We start from the raw sequence: 23286 nt of genomic DNA, 5'->3' as shown, positions 1-23286 counted from the left end.
CGGCGATCGGAAAGATTAGCCACAGCCAGCAGGCCACGTCTGGGCGTCAATCTGAGCCCTTCGGACCGCAGCCGGAAGCCACCAACAGACTGAGTTATTTAGAGCAATTCTATTTTGCACCGCCATGTCGATGGCCTGTAACCGGCGGAACAGCCCCGGCCCGCACCCTGCTCCAAAGATGCCTTCGGACCACAGCTTCGGTTGAAATATCCGTCGCACAATATTGGAGAGCCGCATGCAAGCCCTGCCCAAAGCCCTTTTTGCGCTGCTGACGACCCTGTTATTTGCTGCCTTTTCCCATGCGGCCGAAGCCGGCATGCGGGTGACATTGGGCTTTGGCGGACCGCTGCCATCCTTTACCGCCCACGGTCCCGGCTACGGCGCCTCCCGACATTATGAGCGGCCCGCCAAGAAGCGCCATGTCCATCGGCAGGCGAAGGGCGGCAAGCAGGTGGCAAAGGCCAAAGTGACGCCGTCGAAAAAGCCCATCAGGACGGCTGCCCGAGATACTGTAGTTAAGGCGCAAGATGCAGCAACCAATGTTGCAGCGGCGACTGTCGCGGCAGGGACTGCGGACGCAGCAGCGGCTATGGCCTCACCCACCCCTGAAGTTCAGTCTACTGAGGCCAGCCCGCGTGTGGCGCTGAATACCGACGCGCTGATCAACACGGCTTCGTTAGGGGCGACAAAATCGGATGCGATCAATCCGGATGCGACAAATCAACCGCAGCAGGTATCCCTAACAAATAACGTAACTGCCGTGGCTGAAGCCCAATCGGCGCCAGAATCGCCCCCCATATCGGCTGCTACCACGACGTCCATAGCGACAGACACGGCCTCGGCTGATACACAGGCGGCCAACGCGGCCGCTTCTGCAGCCGCCGACAAACATGATTGCAAGAAGTTCTTTCCGTCAGTTGGCCTCACCCTCACAGTGGCGTGCGAATGAGGGTAGACCAGCACGGCTCTGCGAGCGGCACTCTGCAGGCTGGCCAGTGCATTGCGGCGCTGACCAGCTTACAGCGATGCAACTGCTGCCGTCAGACGGCGATAGCGACCGTCATTACGTTCGCCAACCTGATACGGGTGGCGAGGGGATCCACTTAGATGCCGGCAATGGCCGATACAAAATCGCCGAGTCCTTCACCGGCAACCGGGTTGAAGCCGAAGTCCGTCAAGATGGCGGGCAAACTTGCATATCGCAATCTGTTTCATGATCGGCTCAGCCTGATCGTCACGCTCACAGGCATCATTTTTTCCGTCGTGCTGGTTGCCGTGCAATGCGGACTGTATATCGGCTCTGAACGGATGATCGCGGCCATGCTCGACGCCTCCGATGGCGATCTGTGGGTGGTGCCGCTCGGAACAAAGAGCTTCGATGATCCGTCGCTGCTGATCGGCCACGAAAAGTATTCAGCGCTATCGACTCACGGCATTGCCTCGGCGGAGGAACTGGTCGTCGGCTTTTCCGCCTGGCGCAAACCGAAGGGCGGCACCACGGCTGTGCTGCTGGTGGGCTCCGACCATCGCGACGGCAGCCTGAAGCCATGGAACCTGGTTGAAGGCAACATGGATGAACTGGCCGCGCCGTTCACCGTTGCCGTCGACGACACCTACTTCAAGGATCTGGGCATCGAGCAGAACGGCGACACCGCGGAGATAAACGGTGTGCGCGTACGCATTGCTGCCGTCTCGCACGGCATCCGCTCATTCACGACGCTGCCGTATGTGTTCACGTCGCTGAAGCAGGCACGCATGCTGCTGGATGCCGGGCCGAACCAGGCAACATATACGCTGGTGCGGCTGACCCCCGGAGCCAATCTGGAGGATGTGCGCGCCAGCCTGCAGGAGCGGCTGCCGGATCGCGAAATCCTGACGCAGCCGGAGTTCCGCAATCGCAGCGTTCAATACTGGCTGTTCCAGACGGGGGCCGGTTCAGCGCTGATTGCAGGCGCAGCACTCGGCATGATCGTCGGCGTTGTCATCGTGGCGCAGACGCTCTACTCCAGCACCAAAGACCACCTTAATGAGTTCGCCACGTTGCGCGCCCTGGGCGCCTCGGCGGGCTACATCCATAAGGTCATTCTTTTCCAAGCCATGCTGAGCGCCCTGATTGGCTACAGCATTGGCATGGCGCTTTCGCTGCTCGTCATCTGGGCATCGAAGGATTCCACGCTCTATATCGTCATGACCCCCGGCCTCGCGCTATTGCTCTTTGCACTCACCATCGGCATGTGCGCGATCGCCGCCGTCTCGGCGATCTTCAAAGTTACACGCATCGATCCCGCAGGAGTTTTCAGCCGATGACCGTCAATCCCGCCCGCAAGGTGCTGCTAGAAGCGTCTGGCATCACCAAGGTGTTCGGAACCGGTGCTGGCCAGGTGATGCCGCTAAAGGGCATCGATCTGAAGCTTTACTCCGGCGAGCTGACGTTGCTGATGGGCCCTTCCGGCTCCGGCAAGACGACGTTGCTTTCTATTCTTGGCTGCATCCTTTCGCCGACGGACGGTGAGCTGACTGTTGCGGGACAATCGACACTGGGCGCCGATGCTGAGCGCCTCGCCGACATCCGCCGCAACCACGTCGGCTTCGTATTCCAGAGCTACAATCTGTTTCCGACCATGACCGCGCGCGAGAACGTGATGCTGGCGCTGGATGTACGCTCGAAGGCTGTGCCCGATCCCAACGCCGATGCGATGCGCGCGCTGGACGCTGTCGGCCTCACCCATCGCGCCCACGCCTATCCGGCCAAGCTTTCCGGCGGTGAGAAGCAGCGCGTTGCCATTGCCCGCGCACTTGCCGGTTCGCCATCGGTCATCCTGGCCGACGAGCCGACCGCAGCGCTCGATGCCGAGAATGGTCGCACTGTGATGGCGCTGCTGTCCGAGGTTGCGAAGGACACCAGCCGCGCCGTGCTGGCCGTAACGCACGACCATCGCACACTGCCCTACGCCGATCGCATTATTCTCATTGATGACGGCCGCATTGAAAGCGATGAGCGCCCCAACAAGAGTGACAACGGTGGCGGCACCACGCAGGTGCACGTGAGCACCGGTCACCTTAACCTCAACGGTGACAACGGCAATGGCACCAGCGAAAGCAAGGCCGGTAACGGCGCCTCGCCCGCTGCTAATACTAGCGCCACAACCGCGAAGCCTGCAGCCAACGGGCAAGCCAAGCCGGCCCCGACCAACGGCAACACAAAACCAAATAACGCAAACCGCGCGACGGGCCGCCGCCGCAAAAAGGTGAAGCACCATGTTTAAGGCTCTCGCGGCTGCCCTGCTGATTGCGCTAGCTGTGCTTGGCTATGTGCTCGCAGAGGTCGACAATCCCTTTTTCGATAACGGCCGCACCCATGTTTCGACTGCGCCGACACCTGAATGGGTGGCGGCAGCGCCAGGGCGCGTGGAACCGGGCTCGGGCGAGGTGCGCATCGGCGCGGCAATTCTCGGTCAGGTCTATGACGTGACGGTATCGGTGAATGACGTCGTCGAAGAGGGCGAGCTGCTCATCCGCCTTGATGACGACGAAGCACGCGCAAGGCTGGCGGCGACCGAAGCGCAGGAGGGCCTGAGCCGCCGCCGCCGCGATGCGCAAACCGCAACGCCGGGCCGCGAGGATGTCACCTCGGGCGAAGATGAAATGTATTCGGCCGAGCGTGAAGCGATCGGCGCGCGCTTTGCGCTTGATGAGGCGTTGGCTGGCAAGCGTCGCGGCGAAATCGGCATTGATGAACTGGCGAAGGCCCGCAGCCGTCTCAATCGCGCGCTCTACCATGTGGAGCGTCAGCGCAAGGCCTACGCAGCGGCTCAGGCGAAGGACAAACTGCCCGCACCCAACGAGGCTGAATCCGCACTGACCGCCGCCCGCGCCGAGGTTGCGCTGGCTGCTACGCTGCTGGACAAGACGCGCATCCGTACGCCGCGTGCAGGCACCGTGCTGCAGCTGCGCGCCAAGATCGGTGAAATCGTTGCGCCCTCGCCCGAGCAGCCGCTGGCGGTTGTCGGCGACATGTCGGTGGTGCGCGTGAAGGCCGAGCTTGATGACGGCGACGTGGCCAAGGTGAAGGTGGGGCAGAAGGCATTCGTGCGCTCGATCAATTATCCGGGCCACAATTTCGAAGGCACTGTCGCAGAGCTTTCGCCCACAATGGCAACGCCGCGTGTTTCTCCGCGCGGTCCACGCCGCCCTTCCGACATCGAGGTGCTGGAAATGACCATCAACCTCGAAGGCAAGGTGCCGTTGCTGCCCGGCATGCGCGTTGAAGCATTCATCCGTCCGACGGAGCAAGCTGCGGCGCAGTAATCCGAACCCGCACTGTTCGATCGAGCGCCGACGCTTTTCAGCGCAATCGACAGGCGCGCGCGTCTGCATAGTTGCGCGGGCGTGATCGTATCGCAGCCCGAGGCCGGATATCGCTTGGGATGGAATGGCGGATGGCGCCGTTGCCGTTGCGGCAGCCAGCACCGTTAAACGCGGTTCGGCAGACCCAATCGCGTGAACAAGTCATTGCCCGCAGCTTTCGCCGCGTCTGACCAGTCCGCCACCTTCGACAGCACCAGATTGGCCTCGGACTTCAGGATCACGCCGTCGTTCAATACGCGCAAACCGTTGGCGACCAGCGTTGCACCCGTGGACGTGATGTCGACGATGAGATCCGCCGTACCAGCAGCGGGCGTGCCCTCCGTGGCGCCAAGGCTTTCAACGATGCGGTAGTCGGCCAGACCGTGCCTCGACAGAAAACGCCGCGTGATGTTGATATACTTCGTCGCCACGCGGAACAGGCGGCCATGCTCGCGACGGAACACGGCGGCAGCGGCTTCAAGATCGGCAACCTCGTTGACGTCGATCCAGCACGCAGGCACCGCAACCACAACATCGGCATGGCCGAAGCCGAGCGGCTTCACCAGCTCAACGCGCTCATCGACGTTGACGATATTCTCACGCACGAGGTCTTCACCGGTAACGCCGATATGCGCGCGGCCGCTGTTCAGCGCGCCAACAATCTCGGATGCCGATATAAACGCAACGTCGATATTGCCGAAGCCTTCGATCTCGCCGCGATAACCGCGCTCCGGGCCAACCTTGCGCAGCGTCACGCCGGATGCGGCGAGAAACTCCGCCGTCTGCTCCATCAGGCGGCCCTTGGAGGGCACAGCAAAAGTCAGATGCGTGCTCATGCCTTCGCTCCACGGACAACGGCCAGCAGACGCTCGGTGTGAATGGCGGCGCCGACGGCAGAAACATTGCGCGGCGCGCCAACGGCTTTCAGCAGGCTGTCATATCGGCCACCGCCCGCGACCGGACTTTCCGCGCCCAGCGTCTCAGCAATCACCTCGAATACGAAGCCGGTGTAATAGCCTACGTTGCGGCCGAACTCGGCGGAAAATTCCATACTGGCGACATCGACGCCGCTATCAGCGAGCAGCTTGAGACGGCGCTCGTAAGCGTCGATGGCGCGGGCAAAACCTGCTCCGGCCGATCCGGCGAAGCGGCGCAGTGCGGGCGCAACCTCCGCAGCAGGCAGATGCGTGCCGACATAACTTTCGATCAGCGCCGCGGTTTCAGGCTTCAGCGGCGGAGCCTTTGCATCGGCGGCAATGCCCAGCAGACCTTCGGCGATTTCAGCGGCGGTGCGCGCGCCGATCAGCTCGATGCCCTGTTCATCCAGATACGCCGCAACAAGGTTCTCCGCGCCAGCCGGATCTTCAGGATCGAGAGCGTCGATCAGCGAACGCGGGAACGCAGCGGCGGAACGTGCAGGCTCGGTAGAAAGGCGCTTCAGTTCAGCGTGCAGCGCATCCGGGCGCCAGAAGTGATCGCGCAGGCGACGACGCCAGCGCTCAGGCATGTTCGCATCATCGAGCAGCGCATCGAACAGGCCGACATCGCCCGTCTGCAGCCGCCATTTGGAGAGGCCAGCCTGCTGCAACGCGCGCAGGATCAGCACCAGCGTCCGCGCATCCGCTTCGCACGCGTCCTCGCCGCCGAACGCCTCAATGCCCGCCTGGCGGAATTCGCGCGGATGCGAGGCGTTGGCACCAACTGGCTGAAAGCGGAACGCCGGCCCGTTGTAGCTGTAAAACGCCTCGCGATCGGCTTGCGGGTGGCGCGCGAGGTATAGCCGGCACGTGGGCACGGTCAGATCCGGCCGCAGGCACATCTCTTCGCCGTTGAGATCGGTGAACACATAGGTGCGGCCGCGCAGGGTCTCGCCCACGACATCGAGAAACACGCCAGCGGGCTGGATGATATCGGGCGCAACGGCCTCGTAGCCGGAGGCGATGAAGATCGCCAGCAGCGTGCGCGCTTGCGCCTCAAGCGCCTCGAAGTTTGCCGGCTGCGCTCCAGCCATTCCCGTGTGCCCTGCGCCTCAAACCTGTAGCCGTTCCGCTGCCGAAGCAATCGAACGGCTGGTCATTTATCTGAACGTGCTTCCCACCGAAAATCCGGTGCCCACTTTTCCGATAGGACGCGCGCTGGCGGTCTTTTGAACGACAGGGGCCGGATGGGCAATAGCCCATTGCGCAACGGGATAAATCCAATCGCGGCGGGGCGGCGCTCAAATCAGGGAAGTGGCGGCCTCAGGGCGAAGCGCACCGGCAGCGCTCAGTCAGGGAGGATGTCCATCAGCTCCTGCTCCCAGCTCTCGCCTGCCTTTTTGCGGCGAGCGGGCGCACGATGCTCTGGCGGCAGATCCGGCAGCCGCTGGACGATCTCACCGGGACGACCACCGCCGCAGCCTGCCATGCAGGCAACAACATCATCGGGGCCGTCCCAATTTCCTGACCCGGAGCCGCCGGAAGTGGTGCGCATTGAGCCAGCACGCGCCTCATGGGGCTTGGGCAACATCTGTACGATCTTCGGCTCGCCGTTGCAGCCAGCAACGCAAACCGTCACGAAATCCTGCGGATGGGACTGCACAAAGCCGCGCACTCGCGGATTGGTGGCAGGCATCCCCATCTCCGGCCGCTCCGAAACACGGCTGGCGACGCCATCCTCGATCAACTCGGCGCTTTCAGCGTCGGCGCTGCGCGGGAACATCACGAGCGCGAGCGCCATTGCGGCGATTGACACACCGCAAGCCAGCACTAACGGCCGCGAGACGCGATCAAAGACCGCGAAAGACGACGGATTTTTCCCGACTGCAAGCCGCTGCCAACGCATGAACCACACCGCGACGCCGGGCCGGTGACTTTCACCGACCTCACCTCTGAACCTTTGGGACGTCGAAACGCCCAGAAGCGGAGTTTTGCCGAGGTGTGGTAAATAAAGTGTTGTTGGCGCTACAGCGCGACGTGCCGTCAAAAAGCCGACGCCGTATCTACGGCGCGGGCACATAGCGCCAGTAGTCGCCTGCGTTCGTGGTGATCTTGCCGAACTTCAACGGACGCATTTCCGGCGGCCGCAGGCCGGTACGCAGCAACTCGCCGATATCATCCAGCAGCCGGTTATTCGAGGCATAGCCGGAGTGATTGATAGCGAAGGTGTCGGTCGATGCCGCCGTCACGTCGATGGTGTCGATTCCCGGCAGAATAAGCGGCCCCTGCGGTGGCACATCGCCGGCGCGATAGCTGCCCCAGAAGTTGCGCGAGACCGTCAATGCGCGGTCGTTGGCGGCGACATAGAGCGTGACGTTTTTCGCCAGCCCATTGATGGAGCGGGCGAGGTTGGAAAACGTGTCGGCATCGACATCCGGCGCGGCCAGGATCACCTGACTGATAACAACGCCTTCAGGCGTGGCGTTGCGCATCTCGCGCAGCACATCCATCACCGGCTGATTGCCCATCGAATGGGCGATGACGCTGACCTGCTTGGCGCCGGTTTCCTTCACCACCATGTCGAGGAACTCGCGCAGATAGGGCACGGATGCCTGCGCGCTTTCGCGGTCGTAGGTGTAGCTGGCGACAGCACCGCCGGACGGCCAGCTGTACAGGAACGGCGCACCGTCGAAATCGAGATCGTAGGCGATCTGCGCTGTGCGATAGAGCGCGTTGTCGAACGACGTGTTGTAGCCGTGCACGAACACAAGCGCCTGATCCTTGTAATCCTTCGAGGCGGCGAGCCGGGCCTTGATCTGCGCCAGCAGCTCCTCGCGCGTCATGGCCTTGATGGATTTCAGCGTGAAGTGTTTCTTGGGATCTTCCTTCTCGGCGTAAAGCGTCACGTCGAAATAGGGGATCTTCACCACCCACGGCCGCTCTACGTTCGGCACCTCGTGCACCTTCGGCACGGTGACTTCCGCCAAGCCCGTTTCGAGACGGCGGGCGCGATCAGAACCGAACGCAAGGCGCTCGGCATTCGGCTGCACGGCACGATCGGTGCCCCAGTAAACCGGCACGATCTGCCAGTCGGGGTCCGGCACGGGTGCCGGCGCAGCGGCGGGCGGCGGGCCTGATCCGCCAGCGGGATCATCCGGAGCGCTGGCGGCCGGTGGCGGTGGGGCCGGGGCTGCGGCAGGCGGCGGGGCGGCGCCAGCCGAAGGCGGATCGCGGTCCAGCTCATCAAGAACACTGAAGTCCTGCTCGGACCCATCGCGGCTGGACCCGCCGGACGGCGGAGGCGGCGAAGCGATATCAACCGGCGGCGCAGGAGGCGGTGGCACGACAGCGGCCGGCGGTGGCGCGGCCGGCATCGGCGGGCGCGCATATTGTCTTTTTTGTTCAATGCCTTGCCGGCCTGAAAATGATGGCGCGGGAGATCCGCCACTGCCGACCCTGCCCCTGACGCTGGGCGAGGGCTCGTAGCGCTGAGCCATCTGGCGCCGCATAAGTTCAGCCGCGCGCGCCCGGGCTGCGTCTTCTTCTGCCTTGCGGGCAGCAGCGGCGGCTTCAGCACCCGCCTCGTCATCGACCTTGGCGGCCGTTTCCTGATCGGTTGCAGAGGGCTCCTCCGCTACGCCCGGAGCAGGCCTCGCTTCCGGCGGTGGCTCGGCCACGGCGTCGCCACGGAGCCGCTGCGCCTCGGCCGACTTGCCCTGCTTGTCATAAACCGCTGCCAGTCGCTCACGCGTTGCGGCAACATCGGGCTGGCCGGGTGCCTGCTGGCGAATATCCAGCGCCTGCTTGAGCAGCGGCGCGACCTGGGCTGGCTTGTTCAGCAATTCATAGAGGCCCGCGAGCGTTTCCAGCGCCGCCGCGGTTTCAATGCCGTTGGCATGCTTCTGCCGCGTCAGCACCAGCGCCCGGCGCGCCAGCGGCACAGCCTGCGAGTATTTCTTCGCGGATTTGAGTTGTTCGATGCGGGCGTTGAGACTTGTGAGCGTGTTCTGAGAAGCAGCCGCCCGGCGCCTTTGGGCCTGCTGCGCCTTCTGGTGCGCGGCCTCGACCGCCTCGGTGTAGCTCTGCCACGGTGGCCAGCGCTCTGCCGCCGATGCCGTATTCGGGGCCAGCGCACAAAGCGTTGCAAGGAATAGAAAAATACGTGTTGCAGCAATCATTTGGCGGGCGGACACGGAAAAATTCCTTTGCGGAGCGGACAATCTCGAAAAAGGCATAATACCAAGCTGTGGCCCACTTAGGGCCGCTGATGATCGGTGCGGTACCGGACAAGCCACGCGGGTACAGCTACGGCGTTGTCGGGATCTCCCCGGTTTCGACATGGGCACCGGTTTCGACCTGGGCGCCTGCCGTCAATGGCAGATAGCGCCAGTAGTCGCCACGCGGTGAAGCTGTACGCAGGAGTGTCGGCAAGCGCTGCTCAGGTGGGCGCAGGCCGCTGAGGATCAATTTGCCAATGTCCTGCAGCAGATCGTTATTTTCAGCATAGCCCGAGTGGTTGAGCGCGAGGCTGTCCGTCGAGGCGCGCGTGATATCGATCGTCTCGACGCCGGAAACGATCAGCGGCCCGCCGGGCGGCACATCGCCAGCACGCGGATTGCGCCAGAAATTGCGCGACACCATCAGCGCCCGGTCGTTGGATGCGACATAAAGCGTCACGCCGCGGGCGATGCCTTCGATCCGCCTAGCGACATTATCGAAACCATCGGCATCGACATCCGGGGCCGCCAGAATGACTTCGTTGATCGCGACTTCGTTAGGTCCGGTCTGGCGCATGTCGCGCAGCACGCTGAGAAGCGGCTGATTACCCATGGAATGGGCGATGATGCTGACCGATTTGGCGCCCGTCTCGCGCACGACGATATCGAGAAACTGGCGCAGATAGGGCTCGGACGCCTGCGCGCTCTCACGGTCATAGGTGTAGCTGGCGACAGCACCACCCGACGGCCAGCTATAGAGAAACGCCGCGCCATCGAACTTCAGATCGTAGGAAAGCTGGGCCGTGCGGTAGAGCGCGCTATCGAACGCTGTGTTGTAGCCATGCACGAAAACGATTGCATGGTCCTTGTAGCGGGCGGAGCGGGCGAGCCGATTACGGACGCGGGCCAGAAACTCTTCCTGCGTGAGTTTGCCGATGTTCTGGATGGTGAAGTGCTGCGCAGGATCTTCCGTCTGCTCGTAGATGGTGACGTCGAAATACGGCAGCTTGATCGCCCACGGGCGCTCGATATTGGGCACCTGATGGCTTTTGGGCACCGATATCAGCGCCCGGCCAAGTTCCAGACGGCGGCCTCGCTCGGACGAATACTGCAACCGGGTGTTGTCCGGCTGTGTCTCGCGGTCGGTGCCGAAGAACACCGGCACAACCTGCCAGTCGGCATTTTCCGGCGGCAGCGCCTCGTCGTCCTCAACCTCCGCTGTAACGGCGGCGCCCCAGCCCTCCAGCGCCTCCATCCGGCTGCGCAAGTGGGCGTCCTGGCTGGCATGCTCGCGCGCCTGGGCGATCTGATCCTGCAGCGTGGACGAAACGCGCGCGCTGGTGTCCCTTTTCAGCGCTGCGGGCGCAAACAGCATCACACCGGCGATCGCGACGCCAACCAGCGCCAGCGCACCGCCCCGCGCCACAACGCGCAGCATTTTTGAGGTGTGATTGGTGGAATTGCGCACAAACAGATATGTCAGCAGCGCCAGAGCGGCTATGGACGCGGCCACGGTAAAGCCGGACATTACGTCCCTCCCCTCGCTGTCCCCATTTCGCTGCGGCCGGCACATTATGGCGCGCCGCAAAGCGGAGCAAGTTGTCGTTGGCGGATGTGGCGGCCACATGACGGACTTGCCGACAGCGAATTGATCAAACTACACAGGGGGCGCGGCGCCACCTATGAAGATGCCGCGCTAAAGGAGTTTTCTATGCAGCCCGCAACCGTTTCCACACCGTCAATCGACGCCTACGTCAAAGGCGTGCTGGCGGGCGACCGGGCCATGCTGGCACGCGCGATCACGCTGGTGGAAAGCACGAAGCCTGCCCATTCCGCGTTGGCGCAGCAATTGCTGCAGGCACTGCTGCCGCATACGGGCGGATCGATTCGTCTTGGCATCACCGGTGTGCCCGGTGTCGGCAAATCCACCACCATCGACATGCTGGGCACCAATCTGGTGAAAGCTGGCCACACCGTTGCAGTGCTGGCTGTCGATCCGACCTCGAAGCGGACGGGCGGATCGATCCTCGGCGACAAAACGCGCATGAGCCAGCTTGCGCAGGAGCCGCTCGCGTTTATTCGCCCCTCGCCCAGCTCGTGCACGCTGGGCGGCGTTACGCGCAAGACGCGCGAAACGATGGCCCTGTGTGAAGCTGCGGGCTTCGACATCGTGATCGTGGAAACTGTAGGCGTCGGCCAGTCGGAAATTGCTGTCGCCGATATGGTCGACTTCTTCCTGGTGCTGCTGCTGGCAGGTGGCGGCGACGATCTGCAGGGCATCAAGAAGGGCATCATCGAAATCGCCGACATGATCGCCATCAACAAGGCCGACGGCGACAATATCCTGCGCGCTGAACGCGCCGCCGCGGAATATCGTGGTGCGATGCAGATTCTGACGCCCTCGTCGCCGAACTGGACGCCGCCGGTCATCACCATATCCGGCGCGCACAACAAGGATCTCGACAAGCTGTGGGCCAAGATCCTGGATTACCGCCGCGACTTGGGCGAATCCGGTGAATTGCAGGAGCGGCGCCAGAAGCAGGCCGTGGCGTGGATGCACGACATGCTGTCCGACCGCATCATGGAAACCGTGCATGCCAATCCTCGCGTAAGCGCCCGCATGCAAAGCATCGAGGCCGACGTTCGGCAGGGCCGGCTGTTGCCGACACTGGCGGTTGACGAGATCATGGGCCTGATCGGTTTTAGTGCGTAATCGCGCACTTGGCGCAGCGGGAGCAATACAGTGACGCAGAGCCGTCCCATCATCCTGCTGACCGGCTTTGGCGCATTTCCCGGCGTTGCGCACAACGTGACTGCGGACTTTGTGCCCAAGCTGGCGAAGTCGGCACGGGCGCTGTTTGCCGATTACGACATCGTGACGGAAATTCTACCCGTGGCGTGGGAACGGGGCCCGCTGCGGCTCGGCGCCCTGCTGCATGGCAACGCGCCGGTGCTGGCGCTGCATTTCGGCGTTGCCAGCGCCAGCAAAGGTTTCCGCATCGAACTGATAGGTCGCAACGTGTGCGCGCCCCGTCCGGATGCCGTTGGCAGCCTGCCCCCACTATCGAGCATCATCGCTGGCGGCGCGGCCTCCATGCCCGCCACGCTGCCTGTCGATGATATCGTTTCACGATTGAAAGTTGCCGACGTGCCGTGTTGCACCTCAAACGATGCGGGCGACTATCTCTGCAACGCCATTCTCTATCAGTCGCTGACAACGGCGATGCTAGCGGAACGGCCGTTCATGGTCGGGTTCATTCACATGCCGGAGTGGCTGTCCGAGGCCAGCGGTCCGTTCGAGGATGGGCATCTGACCTGGAACGGCGCGCTGGCGGGCGGGCTTGAAATGATCGCAACCTGTCTTGAAGCCATCGAGGGCGCGGGCAGGACTTCGTCGGCCAGATCGGGCATTCGGGGAAACCCATCGGACTGGAAAACCCGCCGTTAACCCGCGGGTGGTCTCAGTCTTGCTTTCACGGGGCACGCACGCCGCAAGCAGGACCTGAGGAACCATGACCATCGACCGCCGCAATATTTTGTCCGCTGGACTGGCAGCCGGTGCGACGGCCACGGCTGTTGCGGGCATCGCGGCCGTTGGGGTCCGCACCGCAGAAGCGCGCAGCTACGGCTCAGCCGGCGACATCGGGCTGGTTTCCGGCAGCCGCATCGATCAGGCGCCGGTGTTGCAGGCAGCACTTGATGCAGCGACGGATCGCGGCGCACCGCTGCACCTGCCGCCCGGACATTTCCGCATCGGCAGTCTGCGGCTGCGCTCCGGCGCGCGGCTGATCGGTGCCGATGGACTTACCAAGCTGGAGCATGCCGGTGCTGGCCCGTTCATCACCGCCGAAGATGCCGACAGCATCGCGATTGAAGGCATCGCGTTCGACGGCGCCTACGCTGCGCTTGGCGATGCCGATGGCCTGATTGCAATTGCGCGCTCGAGTGCAGTGCGCCTCAACCGCCTGCGCATCACACGCAGCCCCGGCAATGGCATCGCACTATTTGCCTGCGGCGGCTCTGTCACCGATTGCACGATCGAAAACGCGATGCAGGCGGCCGTGCGCAGCCTTGATGCTACAGGGCTGGAGATCAGCCACAACGACATCGCCGACTGCGGCAACAACGGCATTCAAATCTGGCGCTCGGAAGCGGGCGAGGACGGCAGCATCGTTGTCGGTAATCGCATCGTGCGCATCCGCGCCGATGGCGGTGGCACCGGTCAGAACGGCAACGGCGTCAATGCGTTTCGCGCCGGGGCGGTGCTGGTGAGCGGCAATCGCATTACCGACTGCGCCTTCAGCGCCGTGCGCGGCAATGCTTCCAACAACATCCAGATCATCGGCAATTCGTGTTCGCGGCTGGGCGAGGTGGCGATCTATTCCGAATTTGGATTTGAAGGCGCGCTGATCGCCAACAACTTCGTCGACAACGCTGCAACCGGCATCACCGTCACCAACTTCAACGAAGGCGGCCGGCTTGCGGTGATCCAGGGCAACGTGGTGCGCAACCTGTTCCGGCGCGAGCATGAACCGGTCGACAAGCGCGGCCACGGCATTACGGCGGAAGCAGATTGCGCCATGACGGGCAACGTCATCGAGCGCGCGCCGACGGCAGGCATTGTGATCGGCTGGGGCGCCTACATGCGCGAGGTGGTGGCGACATCGAACCTGGTGCGCGACAGCCGTGTCGGCATTCTCGTTTCGGTTGATCCATCGGCGGGCGCGTGTCTCATCGCCAGCAACATGATTTCCGGCGCTAAGCTGGGCGCAATTCGCGCGATGGACGGCGAAGGCGAACCGGTTGGCGCGGACCTCGTGCGCGGCGGCGATGGCAACAAGCGCATCAGCGTCAGCGGTAATGTTGCGGTGTGAGTGAGACACTGCATAGAGTCGGCGCGCAATTGACCGTCAGAGTTTCAAGCCAGCGAGCGCGTCTTCGAAGTATGCCGACGAGCGAACTTCACCCACTTCAACGCCATGCCATGTCTTGATGCCGCCAACGGGCATCAGTCCGCGCGCTGACGGATAAAGCCGCTCCACAAACGCCATCGCGGCACCGGACGCAGCACGCTTTGCGCCATCATCGATCTTCAGTGCGAAGCCGAGCCCAAGCTCGGGAAACGCGCCACAATAAACGCCTTCCGCGCCGGTCTTCATGAACACCTTGCCCGGCAGCGCGCGCATGACAACGGTGTCGGCGCGGTTTTTGCCCGCCACCATTTCCGGAAATTGCCAACACGCATCCAGAATGCGCGACAGCGCAGCCCGGCGATCAGCGTCCATGCCTTCGCCGCTGCCGAGACGGGCGAACATGCGCGCCATGGCCGAAAGCGGCATGGCCCAGTTGGGAACCGAGCAGCCATCGGTACCGCGCACATCAGCGCCCAGCGGCAATCCGGAAATCTCGGCCATCGCGCTGTGAACGCGCTGCTGCACCGGATGATCGACATTGCAATAGCACGCGGTCGCTTCGCCCATATGCACCGCAGTGGCCAACATGCCCGCGTGTTTGCCGGAGCAGTTGTTGTGCAGCTGCGTCGGCTGCTGCCCTGCCGCGATCAACTCGCGCGCAGCGGCGGCGCCGAGCGGCGCATGGGCGCCACAGCCGAGCGCATCAGGATTGAGACCGGCGCGTTCCAGCATGGCGGCTGCAAGATGGGTATGCCGCTCCGACCCGACATGCGAACCGCACGCGATGGCGATTTCCGCCGGACCAAAACCAAAGCGATCCGCCGTGCCGGTTTCGATCAGCGGCAGCGCCTGCAAAGCTTTGACGGCTGAGCGCGGATAGACCGGGCTCGTCACATCGCCAAGGCTCAGTGCCAGCGCACCGGACGATGACGCCAGCGCAACGGCCCCGCGATGGCGGCTCTCGACAAGCGGGCCACGCGTAACTTCAATCAGAACGGGATCAACGGTCATGCCGGAGATAATGCCTCAGAATTCGTCCAGCAGACCACGCCAGCCGCCAGCACCGGCATCGTAGGCGGAAAGCGAGCCATCCTGCATGTCATAAATCCAGCCGTGGATGTTCAACTTGCCCGCCTCAACGGCTTCTCGGACGATGTCGTACGTCATCAGATTGTCGAGCTGAAATTGCACATGCGCCTTGATGGTCGCGGTCAGCCGTTCCTCGGCCGGCACGCGGGCCGCCTCGATAAGCTGGTGCGCCGGACGTGTAAACTCCAACCAACGGCCCAGATGCGCCTCACGGCCGGGCACCACTTCCTCAAGAAGCGCAGCGACGCCGCCGCACCCCGTGTGGCCGCAGACGACGATATCGTCGATGCCAAGATGGCCGACGCCATATTCGATGGCGGCGCCGATGGTGTCGTCGGCGGCATCGGACGGCGGGACGACATTGGCGATGTTGCGGATCTCGAACAACTCGCCCGGATCGGAGTTGGTGATGGTTGCAGGCACGACGCGGCTATCAGCGCAGCCGATCCACAGCAACCGGGGCTTCTGCTTACGGTTGGCAAGGTTTTGATAAAAGTAGCGGTCGCGTTCAAATTGCTGGCGGAAGCGCTCGTGCCCCTCCATGGCATCCCTGATGTCGAGATCGATGCCGCTGGCGTCCTTTTGGCTCGTCATCCGTCGTTTCCCTGCTCCGCCGGGTGGACTAATCGCGCAATATGGTTAGCGCGTCCGGTTGTGGATGCCACGCGCTTTTTCAAGGCCTTCGGGGCTCCATCCATCATTTGTTGGCAGCCTGCGGCCTAAACTCTTCACCAACATCGCGGGTGCAGCGCGATAGCCCGTCCAAATTCGGGCTAAATCCGCCACCTATTCTCCGGCACCGAGGGAAGCCGGGGGGCCGAGCAACCTGGGAAGATGGCAAGTTGCGTAACCTACTTCGTCTCACAGCGGCTTGGCTTTGCCTTGCCACCGTCGGCCAGGCCGCAGCGCCCTTCACTGTTTCAGCCCAGGCTGAGGAGTGGGTGGGCCGCAGCGTCACGCTGGCCGGGCGCAAGGTTTCGTGCGGCAACGCCGATATCATGATTGACCGGAACCTGCCCAGCGAGGGTGGCGCCGGTGAAACGGTGCTGATCCTCAATCCTTTCATGCTCAACAAGCAGCCACCGCAGGTGCGCCTGTTCGTGTTCAAGCACGAGTGCGGGCACATTCAGGTTGGCGATTCCGAACTCGATGCCGATTGCTATGCAGTAAATCAGGGCGTGCGCGAGGGCTGGCTGGACCGCAAGGGGCTGGCGCAGGTGTGCGACAGCTTCGAGGGCGCGCCGGAGACCGATACGCATCCATCCGCCAAGCGCCGTTGCGCCTATCTGGATCAGTGCTACGCCAAGGCCAAGGCCGAGATGACGCCGATCGCACCGCGGCCGACGCCAGCCACACGGCCGGGCACAGCCGCCGCCATCACCGCCTCTGTAATGGTGCCCGCAGCCATACCCACGCTGCCGGTGAAGAAAGATGCCGTAATGGCGCCGCCTAAGGTGCTTTCGGCGTGGCGTTGCACCGAGCCACTGGAGGTCGCTGAAACCGGCGCCATCGATCCAATCGGCCAGGTGCTTAGCAAAGACGCCGAACGCAGCGAGCTCTGCCGCTGAACCCCTTCTGGCTTGGGCTGCTCCCTCCCCGTGCCGCCAATAGCTTGGCTAGCAGCGCCCTTGTAGCTGGGGCGGCGCCGTTCAAGCTGATTGCTGGCGGCTGAATAATCCTTCCTGATGGAAATGCGCGGCTGTCCTTTGCAGAAGAGCCGTGAAACTGCGATCTGCGAGATACGCTCTTCGCGGGCCGGACACGTATCGGGCAGACCGAACTGGCCATTTCCAACGGCGACGGCACCGCGCGCTCGGAAGACTATTCGGATCGCATTTTCGTAGCGCCCTGCCTGCTGCACTCTGCTCGCGTTGCCGCATTTGCAAGGCCGCGCGCGCCATCACCGGGCCGCGAGCAACGCCTCGCCAGACAGCGACGTCTAATTTTTTGAACAGTTATCCCCGTCGGCAGGCACTACAGACATAACTTTGCGACCTGAATTTCAATTGCGCGCCACAACAAATAAAATATCGGCATTTTCTGAGGCGAAATGGGACGTCATTTCTTTTCGCTTTTTAACCCCTACACATGCTACCAGATTTATTTAATGGCAAGACAAATAACCCATCCGTTAGCCGGCATAGCGTTTTGCATCAAAAGCATCTGTTTCTGCATATTCAACCAGCAAACCAATAGTTACTACGGGATTTTCAGCTCATTTTGGCACGCAGCGAATTATCAAATCCGCACTCCATTAACCATAACCGGAAATGGATTAGCTTTGTTTTTGCGGCTAACCGTTTTTTACAAACACCGGGGTTATTCCTTTTCCCGTGCCGTTCGACGCAGATCGGAAATACCGAATGTCGGACAATCGAAATCATTTGTGGGTGAATTGGGAGTTTTTCTAATGCGTGGGCTTCTTGGAGTTCTGGTTGCAGCCGGTACGCTTGCTGGTGCGAGCATGGTAGCAACGACGTCGGCCGAAGCTGGCCTGTTCCATCGCGGCGGCGACTGCTGCACTGTCGCCAAGCGCGTTCAGTATCGTCAGCCGGTTGAAAAGCTGGTTCCGCGCGTCACCTATGAGCGCGTCCGTTCTTACCGCACCGTCTGGGTGAAGAAGGCCTTCACCGACCGTTGCGGCTGCCGCAAGTTCTATCGCAACGTTGCCGTTCAGCAGCCGACCGTGTCGGTTGTGAAGCGCGTGTCCTACGAGCGCGTTCGCTCCTACCGCACCGTCTCCACCGTCAAGCACTACCGCAAGCGCTGCTGCTGCAATTAATCGGCACTTCGCAGTCCGGTAATTAAAATGGGGGACGTGGCAAGCGCTGCGTCCTCCATTTTCTTTTGCGGAGGCCACGCCTCCGAGCACTGCTTCCTGCAACCGCGCTTATGAGCCAGCGCCTTGAGCCTGGCGACTACTTGCGATCGCCGCGCTCGTGATCGCGCTGCCAGTATACGAACCACAGCGTGACCAACGCCGTCAGCACCATCGTGGCGAGGATGTCCGTGCGGTTGATGAACGCGACCCACGCGTCCCAGCCCTGCAGCAGCCGTCCTTTGGGAACCAGCAGGCCGTTACCGATCAGAATTGCCAGCGCGACACAGGATGTCAGCGCCACCGCTGCCAAAACCTGCAGCGTGCGTTTCAACACCCGCGGGACGGTGAGCTTCTTGCCAGGCACGACAAGCATGGTCTTCTCGGACATGTCACCTCTCAGGTGCTGATGGCTATCTTTGATTCGCCCATTCTATGGCGCAGTGATGGCAACACTTTGGTAACCAGTCAGATGCGCAACGGATGAATGGCGCAAGCACATGGGCAGAGCCTGCGCGATTATTGCCTCAAGCCAGCACCGATGGCGGCGTGCAATGGGGCAGCCTAACTGCTCCCAAAATGCAAACTGCGCACCGATGCGTTGCATCGGCGCGCAGTTCTGAAACCCGGTGAGGCTGAGGAAAAGCCCCAGTTTTGGGCTTTAAATCGATTCTTTGAGTTCCTTGGCGGCGCGGAATGCCACCTTCTTGGAAGCCTTGATCTTGATCGATTCACCGGTCGCAGGGTTGCGGCCCATGCGTGCCGGACGCTTGCGAACCTGAAGAACGCCGAGACCGGCGAGGCGAACCTTGTCGCCCTTCTTGAGGTGCTTGGTGACCAGAGCGACAAGCTCTTCAAGCATTGCAGTCGCCTGCTTCTTGGGCAGCTCGTGCGTCTCTGCCAGGCTGGCACCAATCTGGCGCAGCGTGATCGTGTTGACCTTCGCAGCTGCCTTTGCAGCAGGCGCCGCCTTGGCAGCAGCGGTCTTAGCGGCTGCCTTTGCAGGAGCCTTAGCAGCAACCTTCTTCGCAGCGGGTTTCTTTTCAGCCATCTCTTGGTTCCTTGAGAATCGTTCAGCCGCAGGCATAGTACCGTGATGCACGCACAATGTGCGGTGGGCCGAGCGCGAATATGCGGGATAAGGGCCAAAATCAAGCGGTTTTTGCACACCGGTGCACAGAAAGCGTAGCAAAACATGCCCTGAAGGGCATGTTTCAGGCTCCGCTAAAGGCCTCGCGCAGCGCACCCGAGATACGCAACGGCTTGCCGGAAACAGTAATCAAAACGACCGTAACTTCAGCTTCAACCAGCACCACCCCGTTGCGTTGAACGCTCTGTGACAGCGTCAAACTGGCCGCACCAACGGCTTTCACACGCGTCACAACCTCAAGCAAATCGTCGATGCGCGCTGGCTTCAGATAGTCGAACGTCATGCGGCGAACGACGAACGCTGCGGGCTCCGTACCGCCCGATCCATCAATGAGACGGCGATGATCGCCACCCAAAAGACGCAGGAAATCCGATCGTCCACGCTCGCACCAGCGCACATAGCTTGCGTGATAGACGAGGCCCGAAAAGTCGGTGTCTTCGAAGTACACGCGCACCGGCAAGACATGGGCCTGTGCACCGTCGATCTCGATCAGGCGCCCACCGAGATCAGGCCAAGTGCGCGGAGCGGCAGTGTCTGTCATGGCAGGCAATCCAGGATGCGAACATTTGAATTCTTCGACACTGCTCGCTTTTCAAAGCTGAGCCGTGCCGAGATCGATCTGAACGATTTCAGGCGGTGCGCCAAGCCGGACAGGAACCGCGCTGCAGCCCAAGCCACCGGAAACGATCATATGCCGATTGTCTTCGACGATATGGCCGTAGACATAACGCTGGCCAAAGCGCGAGGGAACGACCGGCGCATAGCCGAACAGTCGCACCTGTCCGCCGTGGGTATGGCCGGCGAGCGTCAGCGACACGCGGGCGGGCATCGACGCGAAAATGTCAGGCTCGTGCACCATCATGATGATGGGTGCATCGTCGCTCACCTGCCCCAGCGTGCCAGCGAGGTCATCGGTGCCTTCGAAATAACGACGGCCATCGCGTCGGCTTGGGAACGCCCACTGATCGCCGAGCCCGGCCAACCAGAAGTGGCGTCCGTTCTTGGCCAATCGCACGCAAGTGTTTTCATGCAGGGTGATGCCGGCTTCCTGCAGGGCGAGGCCGGCCTTGGTCGGACCGCGACGGCGCCGAACCACATCCCAATCTTCCCACCAGTCGTGATTGCCAAGCACGGCGTGTACACCCATCGGCGCCTTGAGGCCCGCCAGGGCATTGGCCCAATCGCGATGCGGCACCGGCTTGGAAAAACGCCCGATCGAATGGCCCGCCACATAGTCGCCCAGCAGCAGCACACAATCGGGCTGCAACGCGTTCACCTTCTCAACCATCCCTGCGATGCGTTCTGCGGTCATCCATGGATCGCATGCGTGCAGATCGCTGAGAACAAGCAGCCGCACCGGCAGATCCTGCGGCCAGCCCGGAGGCGTCATCTGATAGCGCGTGACGTTGCTGCCGAATGATTCAACCAGCGCGTACCCGCCGGTGCCAGCGCCAGCCAGTCCGGCCACACCGAACCCCATGAAGAATTGTCTGCGGGTGATCACTCGGATTTTCTTTGTGCGACTAGATGTTTGTTTTGTCGTGCTTCTCGTCGGAAAACCGGTTCCCACTTTTCCGGAAGCACTCTAGCGTTCGGGATCAGGCGAAAGCGACGCCCCTAAACAGGGCTATCGCTGCAAATGCTGCGCCAAATGTTGATATTCCGTGCAGCAACTGCAAGCCCGGCCGGGGTTAACCGTGTTCGCGGCCGGTGTCGTCCTCGTCCAGCCCTTCGAACAGATCATCGTCCGGCACGGCGGCGCGCTGCGGCCCGGACATGCCGAGATGCTTATAGGCTTTCAGCGTGACAATACGTCCGCGCGGCGTGCGACTGATGAAGCCCTGCTGCAGCAGATAGGGCTCGACGATTTCTTCCAGCGCATCACGCGGCTCGGACAGCGCGGCCGCGAGAGTATCAATGCCAACCGGGCCACCATCGTGCGTGCGCGCAATGCAGGAAAGATAGCGCCGATCCAGCGGATCCAGCCCTTCGGAATCGACCTCAAGCGCGTTGAGCGCCTTGTCGGCCAGTGTGGCGTCGATGATGTCACGCCCCGCAACGGCTGCGAAATCACGCACACGGCGCAGCAGCCGCCCCGCGATGCGCGGCGTACCTCGCGCACGACGGGCGATCTCATGTGCACCCTCAGGGTTGATCGGCGCACCAAGCACACCAGCACCGCGCGTCACCACGCGCTCCAGCTCTTCGACGGTGTAAAAATTGAGCCGCACCGGAATGCCGAAACGATCGCGCAGCGGCGTGGTCAGCAGGCCGAGGCGCGTCGTGGCCGCGACAAGTGTGAACTTCGCCAGATCGATACGGACGGAGCGCGCGGCCGGACCTTCGCCGATGATGAGATCGAGCTGGAAGTCCTCCATCGCGGGATAGAGAATTTCCTCCACCGCCGGGCTGAGACGGTGGATCTCGTCGATGAAGAGGACGTCGCGATCCTCAAGATTAGTGAGTAGCGCGGCGAGATCGCCAGCCTTGGAAATTACGGGACCGGACGTGGCGCGGAAGCCCACGCCCAGCTCTTTGGACATGATCTGCGCCAGTGTTGTCTTGCCCAGCCCCGGCGGGCCGGCAAACAGCACGTGATCGAGCGCTTCACCGCGACTGCGCGCGGCCTGGATGAAGACGCTGAGGTTCGCGCGTGCCTGCTCCTGCCCGATGAATTCAGCAAGGGCCTGCGGGCGCAACGACGCCTCGGTCAAATCGGTATCGCGCTTGGCGCTGGAAACGAGCCGCTCGGTCATGGTTTGTTCCTGCGCTGGTTTGCGGAGTCCGTCAAGCGTCGCGGCGGTGAGCCGCGATGTGCTCGCGTCGGCGGGATACACGAGTGACACAAACCTGGCTGCGTGCCCATGCGGCGAACGCCGCCTCCGCCGCCGTTGAGGCCATCACACCAAGTTGGCGTTTGCATCCGTTGATGTCAGGCGATCGGCAAGCCATCCGGCGCCTGCTGCCAGCAGCCATGTCCATTGCCCCGCTGTCGGGCCGAACGCATACGCGACACCGATAGACCCAGCAAATACGGCCGCAACCAGCAACGGCGCCAGCAACCCCATGCTGCGATCCTGCTCCGATACATCGGCCGCCATCAGACCCGGCGTGCGACGCGCGTACCACCAGATCAATGCGAGCAAGACGCAATTGGCCGTCAGTACGGCCGCATAGCAGATGGTCGGAAGCGCCCCGTCGTGACCGCTTAGCAAACTGGTAACGAACGGTATCAGCACAACACACATCAGGAAGACCAGATTGATCCAGAGCAAGCCGCCATCGACGTGGGGAATGTTGGCGAACTGGTTGTGGTGCGCCATCCACAGCACCCCGATGACGACGAAGCTCAACGCATAGCACCACAGCGCACTTGCCAGCCCCGGAAGCGCGTCCGCCAGACTGCCCTGACCGGCCGCTTCGGGTAACTTCAGATCGAGCACAAGCAGCGTGATCGCCACCGCCATCACGCCATCCGAGAAGGCGATGAGACGCTCCGAACCGTATTGGCTGCGGGTTTCGCGCGGACTGGCCATGGTGAGGAGCTATCCAATAATCAGGTTGCATTGGGCCACCGGAGCATGCGGCGGTCGCTTGGCAGTATGCCGTGCAAAGGATGCAAAACCGTTTTTCTGCGGCAGTCCCCCGGAGCGGCTGAGCACGAATTAGAATATTTCCACTTCCCGACCTGAAGGGTTTAGGGATAGCGTTTCCCTTGCAAAATGCGGTATCCTGCCGGTCGTCCGTTAGTCAGAGCTTCGATTATGTTTCGCGGTGTAGTTGTCGCAATTTCAGGCAGCGTGTTGGGCTTGTGTGCCGCGTTATCGGTCGCGCA

At 62.3% G+C, this 23286-nt stretch carries 21 protein-coding genes and 1 pseudogene; 9 read left to right on the top strand and 13 right to left on the bottom strand.

What is annotated here, in order from left to right:
* Nucleotides 1-235 precede the first annotated feature (235 nt).
* From QEZ49_RS01275 to QEZ49_RS01260, 4 genes and pseudogenes are all read left to right on the top strand, one after another.
* Nucleotides 236-949: a hypothetical protein gene (locus QEZ49_RS01275; RefSeq protein ID WP_280383454.1), complete on the top strand. Its 714-nt coding sequence runs from the start codon at nucleotides 236-238 to the stop codon at nucleotides 947-949.
* A 230-nt stretch (nucleotides 950-1179) separates the two neighbouring features.
* Entirely contained in the window at nucleotides 1180-2307 is a 1128-nt protein-coding gene (locus QEZ49_RS01270) for an ABC transporter permease (RefSeq protein WP_280383686.1), read from the top strand.
* Nucleotides 2304-3005 (top strand): annotated as a pseudogene (locus tag QEZ49_RS01265) (ABC transporter ATP-binding protein); the annotation flags it as partial. The gene QEZ49_RS01270 and the pseudogene QEZ49_RS01265, both read left to right, overlap by 4 nt.
* A gap of 253 nt (nucleotides 3006-3258) precedes the next feature.
* The gene (locus QEZ49_RS01260) at nucleotides 3259-4308 is read left to right on the top strand and encodes an HlyD family efflux transporter periplasmic adaptor subunit (RefSeq protein ID WP_280383452.1); all 1050 of its coding nucleotides are present in this window, start codon (nucleotides 3259-3261) and stop codon (nucleotides 4306-4308) included.
* A gap of 164 nt (nucleotides 4309-4472) precedes the next feature.
* Here the strand turns inward: QEZ49_RS01260 and hisG are convergent, their stop codons facing one another.
* From hisG to QEZ49_RS01235, 5 genes are all read right to left on the bottom strand, one after another.
* On the bottom strand, nucleotides 4473-5183 hold the full coding sequence (gene hisG / locus QEZ49_RS01255; RefSeq protein WP_280383450.1) for an ATP phosphoribosyltransferase: 711 nt from the start codon (nucleotides 5181-5183) through the stop codon (nucleotides 4473-4475).
* On the bottom strand, nucleotides 5180-6358 hold the full coding sequence (locus QEZ49_RS01250; RefSeq protein WP_280383449.1) for an ATP phosphoribosyltransferase regulatory subunit: 1179 nt from the start codon (nucleotides 6356-6358) through the stop codon (nucleotides 5180-5182). The genes hisG and QEZ49_RS01250 overlap by 4 nt, the downstream gene beginning before the upstream one ends.
* Before the next feature lie 254 nt (nucleotides 6359-6612).
* Entirely contained in the window at nucleotides 6613-7080 is a 468-nt protein-coding gene (locus QEZ49_RS01245) for a hypothetical protein (RefSeq protein ID WP_280383447.1), read from the bottom strand.
* Between the two features lie 247 nt (nucleotides 7081-7327).
* Complete coding sequence (locus QEZ49_RS01240; protein ID WP_280383445.1) at nucleotides 7328-9457, bottom strand: alpha/beta hydrolase; 2130 nt, start codon at nucleotides 9455-9457, stop codon at nucleotides 7328-7330.
* 112 nt (nucleotides 9458-9569) lie between these two features.
* Nucleotides 9570-11009: an alpha/beta hydrolase gene (locus tag QEZ49_RS01235; RefSeq protein WP_280383443.1), complete on the bottom strand. Its 1440-nt coding sequence runs from the start codon at nucleotides 11007-11009 to the stop codon at nucleotides 9570-9572.
* A 183-nt stretch (nucleotides 11010-11192) separates the two neighbouring features.
* On the opposite strand from QEZ49_RS01235, the gene meaB reads away from it, so the two are divergent.
* The 3 genes from meaB (at nucleotide 11193) to QEZ49_RS01220 (ending at nucleotide 14355) form a co-directional block, all read left to right on the top strand.
* Complete coding sequence (gene meaB, locus QEZ49_RS01230; RefSeq protein ID WP_068461453.1) at nucleotides 11193-12194, top strand: methylmalonyl Co-A mutase-associated GTPase MeaB; 1002 nt, start codon at nucleotides 11193-11195, stop codon at nucleotides 12192-12194.
* A gap of 30 nt (nucleotides 12195-12224) precedes the next feature.
* Nucleotides 12225-12929, top strand: coding sequence for a pyroglutamyl-peptidase I (locus QEZ49_RS01225; protein WP_280383440.1), 705 nt, complete (start codon nucleotides 12225-12227; stop codon nucleotides 12927-12929).
* Nucleotides 12930-12993: 64 nt separating this feature from the next.
* Nucleotides 12994-14355, top strand: coding sequence for a TIGR03808 family TAT-translocated repetitive protein (locus QEZ49_RS01220; protein WP_280383438.1), 1362 nt, complete (start codon nucleotides 12994-12996; stop codon nucleotides 14353-14355).
* Between the two features lie 36 nt (nucleotides 14356-14391).
* Here QEZ49_RS01220 and QEZ49_RS01215 read toward each other — a convergent pair whose 3' ends face one another.
* Together QEZ49_RS01215 and QEZ49_RS01210 are read right to left on the bottom strand one after the other, a co-directional pair.
* Nucleotides 14392-15405 (bottom strand): asparaginase, encoded by a 1014-nt coding sequence (locus tag QEZ49_RS01215; RefSeq protein ID WP_280383436.1) that lies wholly within the window; start codon nucleotides 15403-15405, stop codon nucleotides 14392-14394.
* Nucleotides 15406-15420: 15 nt separating this feature from the next.
* Nucleotides 15421-16077, bottom strand: coding sequence for a carbonic anhydrase (locus QEZ49_RS01210; protein WP_280383434.1), 657 nt, complete (start codon nucleotides 16075-16077; stop codon nucleotides 15421-15423).
* A 248-nt stretch (nucleotides 16078-16325) separates the two neighbouring features.
* Between QEZ49_RS01210 and QEZ49_RS01205 the strand changes: the two genes are divergently transcribed.
* Both QEZ49_RS01205 and QEZ49_RS01200 read left to right on the top strand, forming a co-directional pair.
* Nucleotides 16326-17051 (top strand): hypothetical protein, encoded by a 726-nt coding sequence (locus QEZ49_RS01205; RefSeq protein ID WP_280383433.1) that lies wholly within the window; start codon nucleotides 16326-16328, stop codon nucleotides 17049-17051.
* Between the two features lie 842 nt (nucleotides 17052-17893).
* On the top strand, nucleotides 17894-18265 hold the full coding sequence (locus QEZ49_RS01200; RefSeq protein WP_280383431.1) for a hypothetical protein: 372 nt from the start codon (nucleotides 17894-17896) through the stop codon (nucleotides 18263-18265).
* Nucleotides 18266-18401: 136 nt separating this feature from the next.
* On the opposite strand, the gene QEZ49_RS01195 is transcribed toward QEZ49_RS01200, so the two are convergent.
* The 6 genes from QEZ49_RS01195 to QEZ49_RS01170 form a co-directional block, all read right to left on the bottom strand.
* Nucleotides 18402-18692: a hypothetical protein gene (locus tag QEZ49_RS01195; RefSeq protein WP_280383429.1), complete on the bottom strand. Its 291-nt coding sequence runs from the start codon at nucleotides 18690-18692 to the stop codon at nucleotides 18402-18404.
* Nucleotides 18693-18962: 270 nt separating this feature from the next.
* Complete coding sequence (locus QEZ49_RS01190; protein WP_280383427.1) at nucleotides 18963-19352, bottom strand: HU family DNA-binding protein; 390 nt, start codon at nucleotides 19350-19352, stop codon at nucleotides 18963-18965.
* Between the two features lie 163 nt (nucleotides 19353-19515).
* Nucleotides 19516-19992 carry a YbgC/FadM family acyl-CoA thioesterase gene (locus QEZ49_RS01185; RefSeq protein ID WP_280383425.1) on the bottom strand — a complete coding sequence of 159 codons (477 nt, stop codon included), beginning with the start codon at nucleotides 19990-19992 and terminating at the stop codon, nucleotides 19516-19518.
* A gap of 51 nt (nucleotides 19993-20043) precedes the next feature.
* On the bottom strand, nucleotides 20044-20955 hold the full coding sequence (locus QEZ49_RS01180) for a metallophosphoesterase (RefSeq protein ID WP_280383422.1): 912 nt from the start codon (nucleotides 20953-20955) through the stop codon (nucleotides 20044-20046).
* 187 nt (nucleotides 20956-21142) lie between these two features.
* Complete coding sequence (ruvB, locus tag QEZ49_RS01175; protein ID WP_173953437.1) at nucleotides 21143-22207, bottom strand: Holliday junction branch migration DNA helicase RuvB; 1065 nt, start codon at nucleotides 22205-22207, stop codon at nucleotides 21143-21145.
* A gap of 144 nt (nucleotides 22208-22351) precedes the next feature.
* Entirely contained in the window at nucleotides 22352-22987 is a 636-nt protein-coding gene (locus QEZ49_RS01170) for a TMEM175 family protein (RefSeq protein WP_280383419.1), read from the bottom strand.
* Nucleotides 22988-23286 lie beyond the last annotated feature (299 nt).

This window comes from Hyphomicrobium sp. D-2 (assembly GCF_029872155.1).
Lineage (GTDB): Bacteria > Pseudomonadota > Alphaproteobacteria > Rhizobiales > Hyphomicrobiaceae > Hyphomicrobium_A.
The sequence above is the reverse complement of the archived record's forward strand: the minus strand, read 5'-3'. Positions and strand labels throughout refer to the sequence as shown.